Origin of the sequence: Marinoscillum pacificum, from assembly GCF_024714495.1 — a bacterium.
Lineage (GTDB): Bacteria > Bacteroidota > Bacteroidia > Cytophagales > Cyclobacteriaceae > Marinoscillum > Marinoscillum pacificum.
Genome location: NZ_JAMZMJ010000017.1, coordinates 52,960 through 70,239 on the forward strand (window position 1 = coordinate 52,960; position 17,280 = coordinate 70,239).

Below are 17,280 nucleotides of genomic sequence, written 5' to 3' on the forward strand. Positions count from 1 at the left end.
TATGTTGATTGGTCTTAGGACTTCTGATTTTTGTTTTAAATTCATAGAGTTTGTACCAAACAAGAATCCATGAAGCATCTCCTTACACTGGTTTTTGTAATGACCTTGACAGCCTGTCAATTTCAAGATCAACCATCCCTTGATTATTCGAATCAGGATGAAGCCATATTAGTTGATTCCTTAAACGCCAACTTCTATCAGATATACAGTGCTGACTTCAATGCGGCTAAGGAGGCTATGAAATCGGCGATTGACATTTCAACAATTAATCAATGGCCTGACAAGAAAGCAGAATCTTATAAAAACATGGCCGTAATTGAATATCTAACAGGCAATTATGAACAAGCACTTTCACTGGCATTGCAAGCACGAGAGCTATATGATTCAATACAAGACTGGAGTGGAGTAGCCAAGACGGACAATGAACTTGGTAATTTCTACAGAAAAACTGGCCGTGACGATAAAGCTCTGGAGATGTGGAATGAAGCCGAAAAGTTGTCACTAAAAGTAAATGATTTAACTACACTGGGAACAGCTTATGGAATGAAAGGAACCTTCTACTGGCTTAAGGAGCAATATGAGATTTCAGATGAATATTATTTTAAATCTTATGACATCAGAGTTCAAGAGCAAGACAGTGTTGGTCTAGGCTATATACTTGTTGACCTTGCTGACATTGAGCAGCGCAAGGGAAACCTTAATGGCGCCATTTCCTATTTCGAACAGAGTAATTCGATCCGAGAAAAAATAGGTGATTGGCAGGGTGTTGTGGACAACAATAAAATGATCGGCGATATGTGGATGAAAGAGAAAAACTGGAAGTCTGCCATAGTTTATTACCAGAAATGTGCCGAGCAAAGCCAGGAATTAGGGTATCCAGATTTAAGAAGAAAATCACTTGACTCTCTTTCTAGCGCCAATGGCTATTTAGGTCAATTCAAAGAAGCATTAGAACTAAAGTTATTAGCCATAGACTTAAAAGACAGTCTCTTTTCTGCTGAAAAGACGATGCGAATTGCCAAACTGCAAACACAGTATGAAACTGCCAAAAAAGAGCAAATCATTGCGGAGCAACAGCTCACTATCCAACAAAATCAGCTACTGTTGGGAGGTTTAGGATTCGGACTATTATTCCTCTTGATAAGTGGATATCAGCTAAGTCAAAAACAAAAACTCAAGCATCAAAAGGCCCTGGAAACAGAAAAGCGTATGGCCAAAGAAGCTCAAATAGAAGCATCTATATCCAGTCAGGAAAAAGAACGTTCTCGCTTTGCTAAAGATCTCCATGATGGGTTTGGACAATTGATCTCCATTCTTAATCTAAACCTGAAATCGCTGGAACAAGGCGATAAGGATAAACATGAAGTATTTGAGAGCTCTAGTAAAGTGCTGGAAGAAATGTACCAGGAACTCAAGGGAATTTGCTTCAACCTAATGCCTCAAACACTGATACTCCACGGTATCACTTCTGCACTTAATGAGTTTGCTGCTCGTATCAATACAACCGACAAACTTTATGTGGAGACTGACTTTTTTGGATTGGACGAGCGCCTGACAGATGTCCAGGAAATTTCACTCTATCGTATTACACAGGAATGGATCAATAACATCATCAAGTATTCTGATGCGTCTAAAGTCACGATTCAAATCACCAAAGATCAGGAAGAACTTACTTTATTAATCGAAGACAATGGAAATGGATTTAACATAAACTCTCTAACGTCAGGTAAAGGAAATGGCTGGAAAAACATGAATTCACGAGCCAACCTGATTAATGGAGAATTGGAAGTAGACTCAACCCCTGGCATTCATGGGAATACCTTGATTGTGAATGCTGTTATTACTCAATCCGTTGTTAAAGATTATAATACAATCAATAATTAAATACCTTGATAAGTAACCTATCTTACTTCTTGTCTATCCTGATCTGATTGATCAAAGAATAATTAATAACCGTATGCATTTAATGAAAATTAGCCCTATTTCATCTTCCATTTTCATATGGATTTTCTGTTCTATTATTTGGCCTCTTAGAGTAAACGCACAAGGTGGAGATTCCCTTAGAGTTGCTGAATTATTAGGACAGGCTAAAAGTCAAATGAATCAGAATGCCGATGTTGGTTTTGCCTATTTGGATACAATCAAAACATTTGTTGAGAAAGAAAACCACAACCTCTATCAAAAAGCGGACTATCATAAAGTAATAGGCATTGGACTCTTCCGAAAGAGTAATTATGACTCTTCAAACTACCACTATTTAAGAGCCTTAGACATTTTCGAAGCTGGCAATTATGAGCTAGACATGGCCAAAATAGCTGTCAACATTTCGTTTAATTATAATCGTCTTGGCAAATATGATGAAACGATCGAATTAGCGACAAAGGCGTTAAGAATGTTTGAAAAATTAGAAGATCACAAAGGGGTAGGTATTTCCTCAAATATTATTGGTCAGGTCTACTTCTACAACAAAGATTATGACAAAGCGAAAGTGTACTTCAGAAAATACCTGATGAATGGAATTGCAGCTGGAGATAGTACCGAAATCGCAGGGGGTTACAGCAACTTAGGTGCTGCTTGCAATGATTTAGATCAATTTGATTCAGCTATTTACTATAACAAGCAAGCTTTAATCATCCATCAGAATTTGAATAACCTGTATGGATTAGGGAATGCATATCAAAATATAGGTGGAAATTTTCAAGATAGGCATCTATATGACTCTGCAATCTTCTATTATAAAAAGGCACTTCCTTACTATTTAGAAACAAACCATAAAACCGGTCTTACAGAATGTTACGTCAACTTAGCGGAGTGTTATATTCAAACCTACAACGACAATGCTGCAATTGAAAATGCGAATAAAAGTCTCCAAATAGCACAAGAAATAGATGAATCATTTATGATTCAAGAAAGTGCTAGAATTCTTTCTAAAGCTTATGAAGTAACTGGGAATTATCGAAAGTCTCTGGAGAATTTCAAACTTTATGATTCGCTTTCTACGATCGTATTCAATGAGGAAACTCGAAAGAATATTGAAGAGATTAATGTGCAATACGAAACCGAGAAAAAGGAAAATCAGATAGCACTACAATCGGCTCAGTTAGCAGAAAAGGAAGCTCAAAACGAACGCAAAGTAACGATCATAGCAGGCTTAGTATTTGGCTGCCTTCTACTAATTGTATTGTTTGTTATGAATAGAAACTTACTTCTAAGAAAGAATAAATTACTTAAACAACAAGCGCAAATAGAACTGAGAGAAGCACAGATTGAGGCAACTATTTCCAGTCAGGAAAAGGAACGTTCCCGATTTGCAAAAGATCTGCATGATGGGTTTGGTCAAATGATTACCGTCCTCAATCTCAACTTAAAGTCACTGGAAGATCAGAATAATGACAGACACAAGATCTTTGACGCTTCCAGTAAAATCCTTGATGAAATGTATCGAGAACTAAAAGGAATCTGCTTCAACCTGATGCCACAAACACTGGTGAAAGAAGGCATATCTGCAGCACTGAATGAATTCGCATTAAGAATCAATAACACAGGAAAGGTTACCGTTAGCACGTATTTCTTCGGGCTCGAGGAAAGGCTTACTGAAGTGCAGGAAATCTCTCTTTATCGAATCAGCCAGGAATGGATAAACAATGCCTTAAAATACTCTGATGTCATACAGATATCACTTTCACTTACCAAAGATGATGATGAAATCATCCTGATGATTGAAGACGATGGTGTTGGGTTTGATGTGGAACTTTTAAAGAATGGCAAAGGAAATGGTTGGAAAAACATGAATGCCAGAGCCAACTTGATTAAAGGAGATCTAGAGGTAGACACGAATCCTGGAATAAAAGGAAATACGTTAATTGTAACAACTAGTATTGTTTCAAGTCGGGAAGTAATAAAAACAGATACAAATACCATGGAAACGGTATAGTATCCAATTACCGTTGCAAGTAGCTTAGTGTCAAACAATGATGAATCTTTAATCCGTGCACAGACACTAGTTGCATAATGAATTTGCTATCTTTCCTACGTAAAAACTCTGTCAATAACCAGATGCGGATATTCTTAACCGATGACCATGCGGTTTTAATTGGTGGTTTGCAAAAAATCATTGAAACCGAGCATGATTTAGAAGTAGTAGGAACAGCAGGTGATGTACAATCCACCATGGATGCACTGACGCACACTAAAGTGGACTTGTTAATTACTGATTACAACTTACCAGATGAAGATGGCTTGACTCTCGTCAGAAAAGTCAAAAGGAAATACCCAGCTTTAAAAATTCTAGTGCTCAGCATGCATGACGAAGCACATTTGGTCAAGGAGATACTAAAAGAAGGCGTAGATGGCTATCTGATTAAAAAGGATTCACATAAAGAGCTGATCAATGCCATATACTCCATTAAAGGCGGTAAAACCTATCTAAGTTCGGATGTCAATAGCATTTTGATTAAAGGATTAAATGGTGAAGGAGAACAAAAATTACTCACCGACCGAGAGCGTGAAATCTTAAAATTGATCAGTAAAGAGTTTACCAATAAACAGATCGCCGAAGAGCTTTTCATCTCTGAAAGGACAGTGGAAACGCATCGCAAAAACATCTTCAGAAAGACGGGAACCAATAACCTGGTAGGGTTAATCAAATATGCTTACGCTAATAATCTGATCTAAATTTGATTGAACTCTTTTCATTCTCCCTTAGTCCTACAGATCTAAGCTTACTATTTGTTGTTGCCTTACTTATAGGCATGTCAAAGACTGGTGTGCATGGTGCAGGCATGGCAGCAGTCCCCTTTTTAGCGATGATCTTTGGAGGCAAAGAGTCCACCGGATTATTGCTCCCTATTCTTTGTATTGCCGATATTTTCGGAGTTTCCTATTACCACAGACATACGCATTGGTCTCATTTGATCAAATTATTTCCTTGGGCAGCTGCCGGTATTTTAATCGGGACATATGTTGGAGACAGCATCGATGACAACATGTTTCGCCTCATCATGGGGGTGATCATCCTGGGTAGTCTGGGTATCATGATCTGGAAAGAACGTTCCAAATCTAAAAGAGTCCCTGAGGGTCTTTGGTTTGCCGCCCTTAGGATTGCTTGGAGGATTTACAACGATGGTAGGTAACCTTGCAGGATCTGTGATGGCACTTTATCTGCTGTCCATGCGTCTCCCTAAAAATGAATACATTGGCACTGCAGCCTGGTTCTTTTTAGTCGTCAACTTGTTCAAAGTCCCATTGCACGTGTTTGTTTGGAAAACGATCACCTGGAACAGCTTCTTCCTAGACCTAGTTACCATTCCTGCGGTAGTAGTTGGAGTGTTTTTAGGTATTTGGGTAATCAAGAAATTTCCTGAGATGTATTACCGCTGGTTCATCATCGGAACCACTGCCTTAGCGGCTCTTTTGCTGGTTTTTTAGACAAAATACCGTCTTCACGGTATGCAAAATAGCTACCAATAGGCATTTCAGAAAGCTTGATTTCTTCTGAGTATTGTAGCAAATAAATCGCTACATGAAATTCATCTTTTTAACACTTGGATTGCTAATCAGCAGTCAGCTATTTTCTCAACAAATAACCTATCAGGTCTTAGAAGACAACCCTGATCAAGCATACTCAAAGTTTATTGCCCCAGAATGGGGAGCCGAAAGTAATACCACCAATCTATCGTTGTTTCTTGGTGCCAATGGGCGCATTGGTCTTACGGAGGCACTTACCCTAGAAGGAGTGGCACGAATTGATTTGTATCAGATTAACGGCTCAGGAATTGGGACATTACTGGAAGGCGGAGTTTTTCTCCCGTTGAAGTCAAAAATTAAAGAGAAAAAGGTACCTGTCATTCTAAGTTATAACCCATATGCTGGCACGACCTACAAAGATGGTAAACGATACAATGTCGAAGAAACCAGGTCTATCACTATTCCGAATGGTCAATACAAAAATCAGGTCGGAGTACGTGGAGGTCTGCACAATCGTCTTACCAGTATTTATGACAATGGTGCAGGAGGAAATATCTTTCTTTCTGGAGTGTATCTAGGTGGCCAATGGACCTCACAAGCCTATGTAAGAACCAAAATCAATAATGATGTGGAAAGAATTGGTGCTGGATTTACAAGAGTTTACGGAGACCTTCTTGTATTACCTGTCTCAACTCCCGATGCTGCAGCTAATACTGGTGACGTAAAAAGTGATGGCATTTTAGGCTGGAGAGTCGGCTATCAATGGTACGTTAGCCCTCACAATGGTGATTACAAGTTTCTCGCCAATTCTGTATTTGGAGCCGAGATTGGGCACCGACCGTTGAGTGGCTTCATGTTCAACGTTTCCTGGGGATTTGCCTTCCTAAACAGCAAATAAATAATTGTGCATCAGGGTTTCATGGTATATGAAAATGCCATCCACATAGGATGTAAATCCTATGATTTACATAGGACCTTTACAGAAAATAAAATGCCATGAAAACATCCCGTCTATTCATCATTTTGTGCCTAATGACCTCAGTGGTTTACGGACAAGAGTTTACTAAAAAGAATTTACAACTATCTGAGCTTAAAAGTAAGGCTCTCGGAGATGCTCCAAAAAAAGTCTTTATTAAGTCTTTTAAGATCTACTATCAGATGATTGCTGAAGCAGAAACTACTTCTCGAGGTGGTAGACAAATTGGTGGCAATTATGTTGGTGATGCTACCGCTAGAATGGCTGTAGGCGTAGAAGGAGTGGATCCTGTTCACTTACAGAACATGACCAACGAATTGTACGACTATTACATTGGTGAATTAGAGAGCAAAGGCTTTGAAGTCTTTACCGCTGACAACCTTCAAAGCACAGAATATTTTGAAGATTGGACTAAAATAGATGGTCCAACCATTAATGAAGAGCAAATTAAAGGGAGCTTAATGGTCATTCCAGAAGGCTATGCCTATTTCGTAAAGAAAATTACTAAAAAAGGGAAAGAGAAAACAGGAGCTTTTATGAGCGGACTTACCGGTGATGATGGTAGTTTCTCCTCCTCTATCTATGGACCAAACCCTAAGCTTTCAGATGACCTGGATGACATGTTCGTAGTTGAAGTTTCTTTCAACATTCCAAGTATTTGGCTTGCCAGCAACAATAAATTTGGTTCTGCTAAAATTAAAGGAGGACCTAACTTGAAAATGGCTCAGGCAAAAATCTCCTATATCAGCGGAAAGGCGAACAAACCAGGTGTGGCCATGCCGGAAGCAGCAGCTGAAATCTTACTTAAAGAAGCAATTCCTGTGAATGGGGTATTCAAAGAGGAGAAATTTAAATCGGTAGCTACTCGATCCCACACCTATGTTCCTTCTTATGCATCTTATTTCACCGTAGAAGATAGAAGTGTAGAAGTGACTAACACAATTGAATGTGACCCAGAAGTATACCAATCAGAAGTAAAGAAACCAATCAAAGGATTTATGGATAAGTCTCTGGAACTTTTACAAACTGGTTTGGATGGCGAAAAAGTTAAGCTTTAATGATTCCATAATCATTAACTAAACTATGTCTTGAATTACCGCCAAAAACTAAGGCATAGGAAAGCCTCCTGTCATTAATTTGCAGGAGGTTTTTTATGTTTTTTTAGTTATCTTCTCTGCATGTTTTTCCGCCGTAAACCAAAACAACCTAGCAAACGCTATGTGGCATACCTACACAAAATGGCCAAATACCGATTGGTCATGTCGCGATTTGCAGAAGAGCCTGGACAGCAACTTTTGATCTATTTTTTTGATCAAACCAGAAAAGAAATACAACAAATGGCTGCTGCTTTGAATATCACCTTAAAAAATCCAGGCGAGCATGCTGAGATGGATGATTTAATCTTTTGCAATGCTTTTAGCTTGAACCAATATTTATTTCCTGGAATTACCAAAGTGGTAGTAATGGAAGTACACCCTTTGCACACCAAAAATGAAGCCATCGTCCAACATTTTACCAATCAGCCTAAACTGGAAATCGAGTTCCATATGGGATTTGATGAAGCTGCCCTCAAACCATTTAACAGTGAGCGCCTGAGTGAATTAATGGTAAAATTAGGGATGGGAGAAAATGAACCGATAGAGCATTCAATGGTGAGTAAAAGCCTGGAAAACGGATTGACTAAACTGGAAGCAAAACTCAAAAATAGCCATCAGGATATCCGTAGTAGCCAGGAAGAATGGGTGGTCGCCAATAAGCTGTGAATCAAACTTATTGCCGATTACGTAGTTTACTAGATCACGATGAAACAGTTGATCTATGTACTTACCGCTATCGGAATACTGATTGGCGCGTGCTCTGAGAAGAAGCTAATACTTCAAACAAAGGAAGTCATGCTGGAGTCTCCAGAGCAAATCTTTCCCCTGGGAGATTCTACGGCAAGACCTATTTTATATAGAAATATACCAAGCTTTGAATCATTGACTGTTGACCAGTCTAAAGAGAAATTTATTGCTGCGGTATTACCTGCAATATTAGTTTCTAAATATCGCATGAATCAGGATCGGGAAAAGGTCCAATTCATTTTAGCCCAGGAAGAATGGACCGCCGAAGACTCTGCATTCTATCATTATCAGTTAGACCGATTTGATACGGACAATCCCGATCAGTTGCTCAAACGAATGCTTACTCACCCAAACAGTATTGTGCTGGTGCAAGCAGCAGTGGAAAGTGGCTGGGGGTCTTCTCGATTTTTCCAAGAGGCGAATAACTTGTTCGGTATCTGGTCTTACAATGCGAATGAACCGCGTATTGAAGCCAGCTACAGCCGAGGAGATAACCGTATTTTCCTTCGGAAATATGCTGATGTCTCCGAATCTATCACTGATTATTTTGAGACAGTAGGAAGATCCAGAGCTTATCGGAAATTCAGAACTGCTCGAACAGTATCCAGCAATGTGGATGAACTACTTCCGCATCTAAAATACTACTCAGAACGCCGTGAAGCTTATGTCGATCAACTTAGAACGATTATTCGACAGAATGATCTCACTCAATATGATGACTACCAGATAGATCCATCATTCTTTATTGAACAATAAACTCAGCTATGAAAACTCAAATATTCCTTACACTACTTGTAGTGCTAACCTCTATTGGTTGCGCGCAATCCGAAACGAAAATAGATCCAAACAAGGAAGTGGTTTGCTTCGTCTATCACCGCTTTGATGATAATCGCTATCCATCTACCAACACCAAAGTTTCCGACTTTAAGTCTCATCTTCAATACCTGAAAGACCAGGGTTATCAGGTGTTAACTTTTGCGGATGCAATGGACTATATGAACTCAAGCGATCCTGTTCAAAAAACGGCCGTGATCACCATTGATGACGGTTATGAGAGCTTTTATAAAAATGGATTACCTGTATTGAAAGAATTTGATTTTCCAGCAACGCTATATATCAATACTGAGACGGTTGGCGGGTCTAGCTATATGGATTGGGATCAAATAAAAGCTGCCGCAGATGCTGGTGTAGAAATTGGAAATCATACCCACTCACATGCATACTTTCTAAATCAACCTGAATCAGAACGATATAGCAATTTCAAAGATGAACTAAAGTTGACCCAAAAATTGATCAAAGAACATCTTGGATCAACTCCAGAAACCTTTGCTTATCCTTTTGGGGAATTGGATGACAAAATGCTGTCCATCGTTAAAGAAATCGGTTTTAAAGGCGCTGCTGCTCAAAACTCAGGTGTGATAGGTGGAAGCACCGATCTATTCAGATGCCCACGCTTCCCAATGTCAGAAAACTATGCGGCAATTGATAAATTCAAATCCAAGGCTAATATGCATCATCCATTGGTAACAAGTGAATCTCCATTTAGCTTCATAGCTACAGGAGATCAACCAAAGCTGACCTTGAAAGTATCCGCTGATAGCCCTTTGGCGGGAGCTGTTAACTGCTTCATACAAGGAGCTGAAGCCAAAGTGGATAAATCAGAATCTGGTGAAGATGTGGTCATTACGATTACTCCAAAGTCAGACATTTCTTCAAGACGTAGATTTCTGTACACCTTAACCGCTCAGCAGGATGGCAAATGGTACTGGTACAGTCATCTTTGGATCAATCCAGATGTGCACTAGTCTTTTTTTAGTCCTCTTCCAGTGTAAAGTCTCCAGTATGATCCTTACTGGCTACCAAATTGGTAGAAAGGTTGAAAAGGTGCGCCTCTGATTCATAAAAATGCATCATGTAACCTGCTGTATTTACAAAACAAACCATATCTCCTATTTCTGGATATACAGATAATGTTATCTTTCGTTTGAGTATAATATCCTGTTCCAGACAATAAGCTCCTGTAAAATAAACTGATGTCTCGCGCGGTTTTCTTCCCTCAGAGTTAGGCAGATAAATGGGGTCCAACAAAAAGTCTGCACTGGAGCTGCACAACTGAGTCCTGTTCATTTCTAAGCCAACAAGAAGGTCACCGTTACTATCCTCTTTGCGGGAAATCACTCTTGCTAATGTTATACCACATTGATCCAGTAATGACCTACCTGGCTCCATTCTAAGTTGTATATTCTGATTGCGGAGTAGGTCACTCACCTTTTGCTCTCCTTTAACCATTTGACTTAATATTCCATCCAAAAAAACAGACTTGGGGTTGCGATTGAAATATGGATAGGTTTTTAAACAACCATGCAGCTTTTCATCAATTGATTCGTATCCCAGGCCATTGTTCATAAATGTTATGGGCTCCGCCTTATGTAGAACAGACTTTTTTAGGTGATCATCAAAGGCTATCCACTCTTCCTCATCTTCTAAGTAGTTCATGAGCAAACCACCACCTATGTCGATAAATTCAGTTTCTATACCATCCTGTGCTAACAATTCTGAGAGATCTAACGTCTGCAAAATAGCCTGCACACGCTGATCGATAGAATAACCATTCAGGTGAAAATGAAACCCCTTGAAATCAAAGCATTTGTTTGAATGAATCTCTTTCACAACAGCCAAAGCAGAAGTTATATCAAACCCAAACCTACTGTACAGCTTTTGCCCATTCCAATCAAAGCCACTAATACGAACACCAAGCTGAGCGGTATGTCCCCCTTTCAAACACAACATTTCTATATGCGCCAATTCATCTTGGTTATCCACGATAATCAACACATGATGCTCTAAAGCCAATTGTATCAATTCCTCCGTTTTAACTGCTGCCGTGACAACCAACCTATCAGAAGGCACACCTATTTCTAAACTTTGATTCAGCTCATTAAAGCTTGCAGTATCCACCCCGAATTGTTGAGTTGCAGCACTCTTAACGAAACATTTACTCTTATTGGCCTTTCTTGCATAGAACACCAAGTGATCCAGCTTATGATTTTGCAGTACTTCCAAGTATTCGTGATAATTTTGAATAAATGGTTCTAGAAAATGTATATTAATAGGAGAGCCGTACTGGTTAAATGCGGAGTTTATTAATTCTTTATTTTCCAAAAACTGATTGATCCAATCATCAACCAAAGGCTTTAATTGAGGATACTTTATCATATTTAAATTTCTTGAGGTTGTTTTTTTGTGGCATTGTTTACAGTTCCAATCAAGCGAATTACATTCTGCACCCAATTAGCAATAAACTCATCATTCCTCAATGGTGATATACTTTCATTGTCATAAGTAATACCTGTTGTAGGAATTCCTGTCACATATACCCTGGAATTTGGCAGTCCATATTGATTGATAATTTCACCTTTACTGGTTTGCTGTAAGCACCCTGGGGTATACTTATTTCCTAGCACATCTTCATTTATAAACAGCGACGCTTCTCCAGATGTAACCATATTACCATACAGCCCGGTATCCTGAACACAATCAACTTTAGGTATTCTAGCATCTACTAAGGCACCTACTATTACTTGCTCACCGTGAAGTTTACTTGAGATTACATGATTGCCAGTATGAGCATCAAAGGTTATATCTGAGCATGCTCCAATACCAAGATTTAGTAGACTTGCCTGAACCAGCGCATATATCTTTTTCATATTCTCTAATGGTGGACCATAAGATATGCGCTGAATGAATGGAGCATATTTTTGATCAAATGTTTCCTGACATTTCGCCGACAAGCCCCCAAAACGATAAACGTCATCAAAAACATCAACAATGCTTGTCCAAACATATCCAATAGAAGCAATTGGATTAAGCTCAGGTCCCTCCTCGGCCATTGTAATGATTTCTTTTAGCCTCTCTTTTTGACACCTATGAATATCCTCAGGCCTTTGAAAACCTGGAGCCATTAGAGGCTCTAGTAACTCTTGTGGATTGAATAATGGCTCATGTGGGTACGCTTCACTAAATATGGAAATAGCAACGATCAGATCATGGTAAGAATCACAACACCCAGGCATGAAGTTGTACTTTTGAAAGAGCGTCATATAATAAGCATGTCTAAACTCCTGAAAAATCAACGGCACTAAATCTCGTTCTAAATGTAGTTTGCCAGTTGCTTTTCTTAATTGATCAATTGCATGTCTTGTGAAATAAACCGGTTGATAAGAGTAGTCGAGGGCTCCTCGGCAATGCATCCACTTACCACTTCGAGAGAAAGCATATATGGTTGTGGGTTCATTTCCACTAGCCAAATAACTCATACCACTATCTCCTTCAATGAACTGACCTCCTCTCCCCTCGGTCAGAGCCAAGACCACATCAATAAAAGTCAAACCCATTCCCTTTATAGCAACAGTGTCGTTTAACGGATCTAGAGTCTGTAATGGATAAGGAAATTCCACAAAGTGTTTGTCCTCAAATTTTTTCAAGCACTTCTTGATTACTAATTCACCTTTCGTGAGAGTTCGCCTGGGATGACCCGTGGCCAACAACACAGAATCACAGAGAATCTGTTTTTCGTCAGGTTCGCTATCAATTAGTAATACTCCTTCGTTCGTAGACTTAAGTTTTACAACTTCAGCGTGGTGCTCATGTATGTAAACATTCTGTGGAACACTCTCAATTAATTTATCATATGCCCATCGTAAATAAGACCCAACAAGTGCTCTTGGAGGATAATCTGAATCAATAATGTTAGACCCTTGATAATCTCTCCATTCATCAAAACTATACTGGTGACTCACCACTGGTGACGGTTCAGAATATTGCCAGACATTTATGGATTTTGAGCGGATATTCATGATTAAAAAAGGCTCTTGATCAATACGATAGACCTGCCCAGACCCAAATTGCGCATGCCCTTCAAACAGATGAATAATACAGGAAAAGCTCAATGAAACCGTAGATAAATTGGCCAATAACCTTTCTAGAGCATAAAGCCCTTTCGGACCACCTCCCACTATGGCTATTTGAAAATTTCTCATCCTGCCAATGCCATATTATACTCTTTGAAATTCATCTCTACCCATTCTGGTGAATAAATAGTGTCCAGATATCTTTCTCCCCGATCACTGAAAATCATCACGCAATTAGACCCTTCAGGTATCTGATCCGCAATAGCTCCTAAAGCTGTCACCAAAGCACCAGAGGAACCTCCCGCCAGAATTGCCTCACTTTTTAAGAGTTTGTTACATCCATTGACACACCCCAAATCATTCACATGATGCACATGATGTATTTTATCCATGTCCAGGAATTGAGACTTTCGTCCCGCACCATGTCCAGGTATTTTACGTTGACCTGGCTTTGACTGAAAAATCAAACTCCCAACAGCATCTACAGCGATAATCTTAGTGGGCAGTTTATACTTGCTAATAAAATCAGCACAACCCATGAGGGTACCACATGTACTTGTTGCAATCAATAGATAATCCAAGTCAGTACCTAAACTGGTTCTGATCTCATTCATGGTAGTTTCATGAGTTTCAGGGTTAGCTCGATTAGCGTATTGGTTCGTCCAGAAGCTATTCGGAATGGACAATAAAAGTTCTTGCACCCTTGCCAATCTAGCCTCCAGCAAACTTGGATGAGGGTAAATATCTTTTACCTGATTGACCTCCGCTCCATAAGTCTTCAATATTTTCACTGTTTGCTCATTAACATTTCTATCAACCACAGCAATAAAACGCAGACCAAACTTGAGGCATATCTGAGCCAGTCCGATCGCCATATTACCAGAACTAGACTCTATGATAGTCGTATTATCATCTATTTCACCAGAGTAAATTGCATTCTGCAAAATGTTATAGGCTGTTCGATCTTTAATACTGCCTCCCGGATTAAACATTTCAAGTTTTGCATAGGCATTAATGGCATATTCAGGATACAAATTTTTCAATGAGACTAAGGGGGTATGTCCAATAGTTTCTAAAATGCCGTTATATGTGTTAGTGTTGTGATTCATGAGTTTTTTATTTGGAGTTCTCCGAAACAGTGGAGACTAAAAAAGAACCTCATTGGTCACCAATTGTTCTAACTGTCAACAGAAAATAAACATAGTGCCTACAGTTGAATGCCTTAATAAATGGATTCGATCTCCATTTTTTTAAGCTTGAAGTAAATACCATTATTCCCTAATTTTGCAAAAAATGGTCTAATGCAGAGAAAGTATCGTCTTGGTTTAAGCAAGTTCAACAAGAAGCAGTCCGTCATCCTTGGTGGGATATTCCTAATGTTTGGAATTATCTGGCTTTGGCAAGTGCTTAGTGAGCCTGATAATACCTGGAAACTCATATTGGGCGTTGCCATTTTCTTTGCAGGAATTCTTCATTTGGCGCAGACCTATCTAGGCAACTCTAGCTATAAGAATGCTCCAAAAATCATGATTGATGAGGAGGAAATCTTATTAAAGCCGGGATTGTCCTCTCAATTGATCAAGCTGCCCTGGAAAAGGCTCCGGTATGTGCATGTGAACAAGGATAAGTTGTCTGTACAGCTCGCTCATAACAATGAACATATTCACTACCGAATTAAAGGTAGATTCAGTGAAGAAGCTATCAACGACCTTAAGGAAACTGCCAAACGTCAGAATATACAGTTTGGATCTTAATGTGACTTCTGCCTTCGCAGAGTTGACGCTTTCTCTATCTTCCTAAAACCAGGAATACTAAACCGATTAAGATTCCAATCAGATAAAGGCCCTTCTTTTTGATGTTTTGTTCCTTGAAAATAAGCGCACCAAACAGGAACACAATCAGTACATTGGAGCGACGTACTAACGCAATAATGGATATTAAGGAATCAGGCATAGACACACTGTAGAAATACAGGTAATCACCAATCAACAAGAAAATACCAATGAAAGGAATGCTCCACTTCCAGCTAAATCGAGTGGTTCTAGCACGTGTTGGATACCAAAAAATAGCCAACACTGGAATTAAAAGGAGTGTCTGATAAAAAGTGAAATAGGCTTCCACAGCCATGACATTTATCTCTCGGAGTAAGTACCGATCATACAGCGCACTAACAGATCCTGCCAAAGTCCCAGCTATCATCAGCCACACGTATTTGTTGGAGCGAAACGAGAAGCCTTCCAGCTTTCCAGCGGTAGAAAACAGGTAGAAAAAGATGAATACTAGTACTCCTCCTACCCACTGCATTGGAGTCAAACGCTCAGCAAAGATGATAAAGGCTCCAGCACTCGTCCAGAGCGGCCCTGTGGATCGAATAGGAGCAAATATGGTCAGCGGTAAATGCTTCAAAGCGAAATAGGTACAAATCCAACTGGAGAGTACAATCACCGTTTTCAGCACCAGCTTCCAATGCTCCAAACTAGTTAGATGAGGCACATAGGCCATACTATCTTTGTGAATTATTCCAGTCTCAGAAGCAATCACAAAACCAGCCATGATGATGGAACCTGCCACGGTAGACAGAAAAAGAATTGGCAATACGGCATTCTTCTCCAAAGAGATTTTTTTGAAGATATCGTAAAAACCAAGAAAAACTGCTGAAGCAATTGCAAGGAGTAGCCACATATTCTATCAATTTCGCAGGCTGGCAAAGGTCATGAACCTAACTCGCATATTCTAGTCATTTTGACTATTTTTAGATCAACCGCAGAGAGAACAGAGAAGTGGAGAGCATAACGTCTTATCAAAAACCATTTCTTTGAATACTCTGAGGTTTAATACTAATTTTAATACATGATCACCGAACTATCCGAAATTCAATCAACACTTCAAGGTTTATTCACAGCACATGTTCCGCCACTTCAAGTTCGCAAAGACAATGAAAACGTATTTGAAGTAGCCGGCACTAAGGAAGCCATGCAAGGCAAACAAAAAGTGGACGGATTCTACTTTGGAAGTGTTGTTCCCAAGCCAAAAGACATTCGTCTTTACTACTTTCCCATCTACACACATGTTGATGAGTTTTCAATTTCCGCAGAACTCAAGAAGTGCTTAAAAGGTAAAAGCTGTTTTCACATCAAAAAGCTAACTCCAGACCTTATAGAAGAGATAAAAGCAATGATTCAAAAGGGTGTTGAAGTGTATTTGAAGGAAGGGTTGATTTAGTCTTTCATCACTTCTTCCCGATGCTTCATTCCCCATCTGTAAAGCTCCATAAGCAAAAGCTCTAGCGACTTACCATGCTCGGTAATCGAGTACTCAACGGTTGGTGGAAATGTATTGAATTCATTTCGTACAATCAGCTTGTTGATTTCTAAATGCTTCAACTCTTTGGAAAGCACTTTGTCGGTAATCCCATTTACCTCCCGACTAATCTCTCGAAATCGTTTGGTATTCTGAGAAAGGGAAAGCATAATCAGGATTTTCCATTTTCCCTCTAGCGCCTCTATAGCATCCTTGATAGCCAGTACATTTTCCGGGCATCCATCTCTTGTCATCATAATCCTGCGAATTAAAGGAATTGGCACATACTTACCTCACAGATAGCACTTTCCGCGAGGATAGTAATATACTTTGGATAGTATCGCAGAAATAGCTTTGTCAACAAAAACACATGACAATAAACACGAAAAAAGCACTTCATATTGCTTTGTGGGCATTACAAGCACTCCTCTCCATCTCACTTTGTTGGGCTGCATATATCAAATTGATTTGGCCATTAGAGCAATTGGCAGAAATGTGGCCATGGGTACTGGAAAACCAAAAACTGGTAAGAATTACTGGTATTTTTGATGGTTTAGCAGGGATTGGATTGGTGATACCTGGTTTGTTGAAAATCAAACCACGACTGACATTGCTAGCAAGTGGAGGACTGGTATTCCTGATGATCTGCGCTATTGGATTTCACATCTTACGCGATGAAATAGATGCTATCAGCTTCAACTTTGTATTCTGCATTCTAGCTGGAATGCTTACATGGGGGCGTATCAAGATCCCGCTGAAATGAGAATATATGGCTGGCTCAACT

Annotated in this window: 16 protein-coding genes and 1 pseudogene; 12 read left to right on the forward strand and 5 right to left on the reverse strand. The window is 39.4% G+C overall.

The annotated features are described in order from the left end of the window. Positions 1-69 precede the first annotated feature (69 nt). From NXS00_RS24265 to NXS00_RS24305, 9 genes and pseudogenes are all read left to right on the forward strand, one after another. Positions 70-1,884 carry a tetratricopeptide repeat-containing sensor histidine kinase gene (locus NXS00_RS24265; protein ID WP_258101884.1) on the forward strand — a complete coding sequence of 605 codons (1,815 nt, stop codon included), beginning with the start codon at positions 70-72 and terminating at the stop codon, positions 1,882-1,884. An 82-nt stretch (positions 1,885-1,966) separates the two neighbouring features. Then, positions 1,967-3,934, forward strand: coding sequence for a tetratricopeptide repeat-containing sensor histidine kinase (locus NXS00_RS24270; protein WP_258101885.1), 1,968 nt, complete (start codon positions 1,967-1,969; stop codon positions 3,932-3,934). Between the two features lie 77 nt (positions 3,935-4,011). Further along, complete coding sequence (locus NXS00_RS24275) at positions 4,012-4,674, forward strand: response regulator (RefSeq protein ID WP_258101886.1); 663 nt, start codon at positions 4,012-4,014, stop codon at positions 4,672-4,674. 107 nt (positions 4,675-4,781) lie between these two features. Continuing rightward, a pseudogene (locus tag NXS00_RS24280) lies at positions 4,782-5,427 on the forward strand (sulfite exporter TauE/SafE family protein). Between the two features lie 94 nt (positions 5,428-5,521). Further along, positions 5,522-6,364 carry a hypothetical protein gene (locus NXS00_RS24285; protein ID WP_258101887.1) on the forward strand — a complete coding sequence of 281 codons (843 nt, stop codon included), beginning with the start codon at positions 5,522-5,524 and terminating at the stop codon, positions 6,362-6,364. 98 nt (positions 6,365-6,462) lie between these two features. Then, complete coding sequence (locus tag NXS00_RS24290; protein ID WP_258101888.1) at positions 6,463-7,500, forward strand: hypothetical protein; 1,038 nt, start codon at positions 6,463-6,465, stop codon at positions 7,498-7,500. 201 nt (positions 7,501-7,701) lie between these two features. Further along, a complete protein-coding gene (locus NXS00_RS24295; RefSeq protein ID WP_258101889.1) occupies positions 7,702-8,205 on the forward strand; it encodes a hypothetical protein in 504 nt (167 codons plus the stop codon). Between the two features lie 39 nt (positions 8,206-8,244). Beyond that, entirely contained in the window at positions 8,245-9,042 is a 798-nt protein-coding gene (locus NXS00_RS24300; protein ID WP_258101890.1) for a glucosaminidase domain-containing protein, read from the forward strand. A gap of 8 nt (positions 9,043-9,050) precedes the next feature. After that, positions 9,051-10,091, forward strand: coding sequence for a polysaccharide deacetylase family protein (locus NXS00_RS24305; protein ID WP_258101891.1), 1,041 nt, complete (start codon positions 9,051-9,053; stop codon positions 10,089-10,091). A gap of 7 nt (positions 10,092-10,098) precedes the next feature. Here NXS00_RS24305 and NXS00_RS24310 read toward each other — a convergent pair whose 3' ends face one another. Genes NXS00_RS24310 through sbnA form a run of 3 tightly spaced genes read right to left on the reverse strand, consistent with a single transcriptional unit; the run spans position 10,099 to position 14,305 of the window. Then, positions 10,099-11,502 carry a type III PLP-dependent enzyme domain-containing protein gene (locus NXS00_RS24310; protein ID WP_258101892.1) on the reverse strand — a complete coding sequence of 468 codons (1,404 nt, stop codon included), beginning with the start codon at positions 11,500-11,502 and terminating at the stop codon, positions 10,099-10,101. 2 nt (positions 11,503-11,504) lie between these two features. Next, positions 11,505-13,325 (reverse strand): FAD/NAD(P)-binding protein, encoded by a 1,821-nt coding sequence (locus tag NXS00_RS24315; RefSeq protein ID WP_258101893.1) that lies wholly within the window; start codon positions 13,323-13,325, stop codon positions 11,505-11,507. Next, complete coding sequence (sbnA, locus tag NXS00_RS24320; RefSeq protein WP_258101894.1) at positions 13,322-14,305, reverse strand: 2,3-diaminopropionate biosynthesis protein SbnA; 984 nt, start codon at positions 14,303-14,305, stop codon at positions 13,322-13,324. Before sbnA ends, NXS00_RS24315 begins: the two co-directional genes overlap by 4 nt. A 192-nt stretch (positions 14,306-14,497) precedes the next feature. On the opposite strand from sbnA, the gene NXS00_RS24325 reads away from it, so the two are divergent. Continuing rightward, positions 14,498-14,950, forward strand: coding sequence for a hypothetical protein (locus NXS00_RS24325; protein WP_258101895.1), 453 nt, complete (start codon positions 14,498-14,500; stop codon positions 14,948-14,950). Between the two features lie 34 nt (positions 14,951-14,984). Here NXS00_RS24325 and NXS00_RS24330 read toward each other — a convergent pair whose 3' ends face one another. Then, the gene (locus tag NXS00_RS24330; protein ID WP_258101896.1) at positions 14,985-15,878 is read right to left on the reverse strand and encodes an EamA family transporter; all 894 of its coding nucleotides are present in this window, start codon (positions 15,876-15,878) and stop codon (positions 14,985-14,987) included. Positions 15,879-16,046: 168 nt separating this feature from the next. Here NXS00_RS24330 and NXS00_RS24335 point away from each other — a divergent pair, with 168 nt between their 5' ends. After that, positions 16,047-16,418, forward strand: coding sequence for a hypothetical protein (locus tag NXS00_RS24335; protein ID WP_258101897.1), 372 nt, complete (start codon positions 16,047-16,049; stop codon positions 16,416-16,418). Here the strand turns inward: NXS00_RS24335 and NXS00_RS24340 are convergent. Then, complete coding sequence (locus tag NXS00_RS24340) at positions 16,415-16,753, reverse strand: winged helix-turn-helix transcriptional regulator (protein ID WP_258101898.1); 339 nt, start codon at positions 16,751-16,753, stop codon at positions 16,415-16,417. The two genes, NXS00_RS24335 and NXS00_RS24340, sit on opposite strands and share 4 nt — an antisense overlap. A gap of 113 nt (positions 16,754-16,866) precedes the next feature. Between NXS00_RS24340 and NXS00_RS24345 the strand changes: the two genes are divergently transcribed. Further along, positions 16,867-17,259 carry a DoxX family protein gene (locus NXS00_RS24345; RefSeq protein ID WP_258101899.1) on the forward strand — a complete coding sequence of 131 codons (393 nt, stop codon included), beginning with the start codon at positions 16,867-16,869 and terminating at the stop codon, positions 17,257-17,259. The last annotated feature ends 21 nt before the right edge of the window (positions 17,260-17,280 follow it).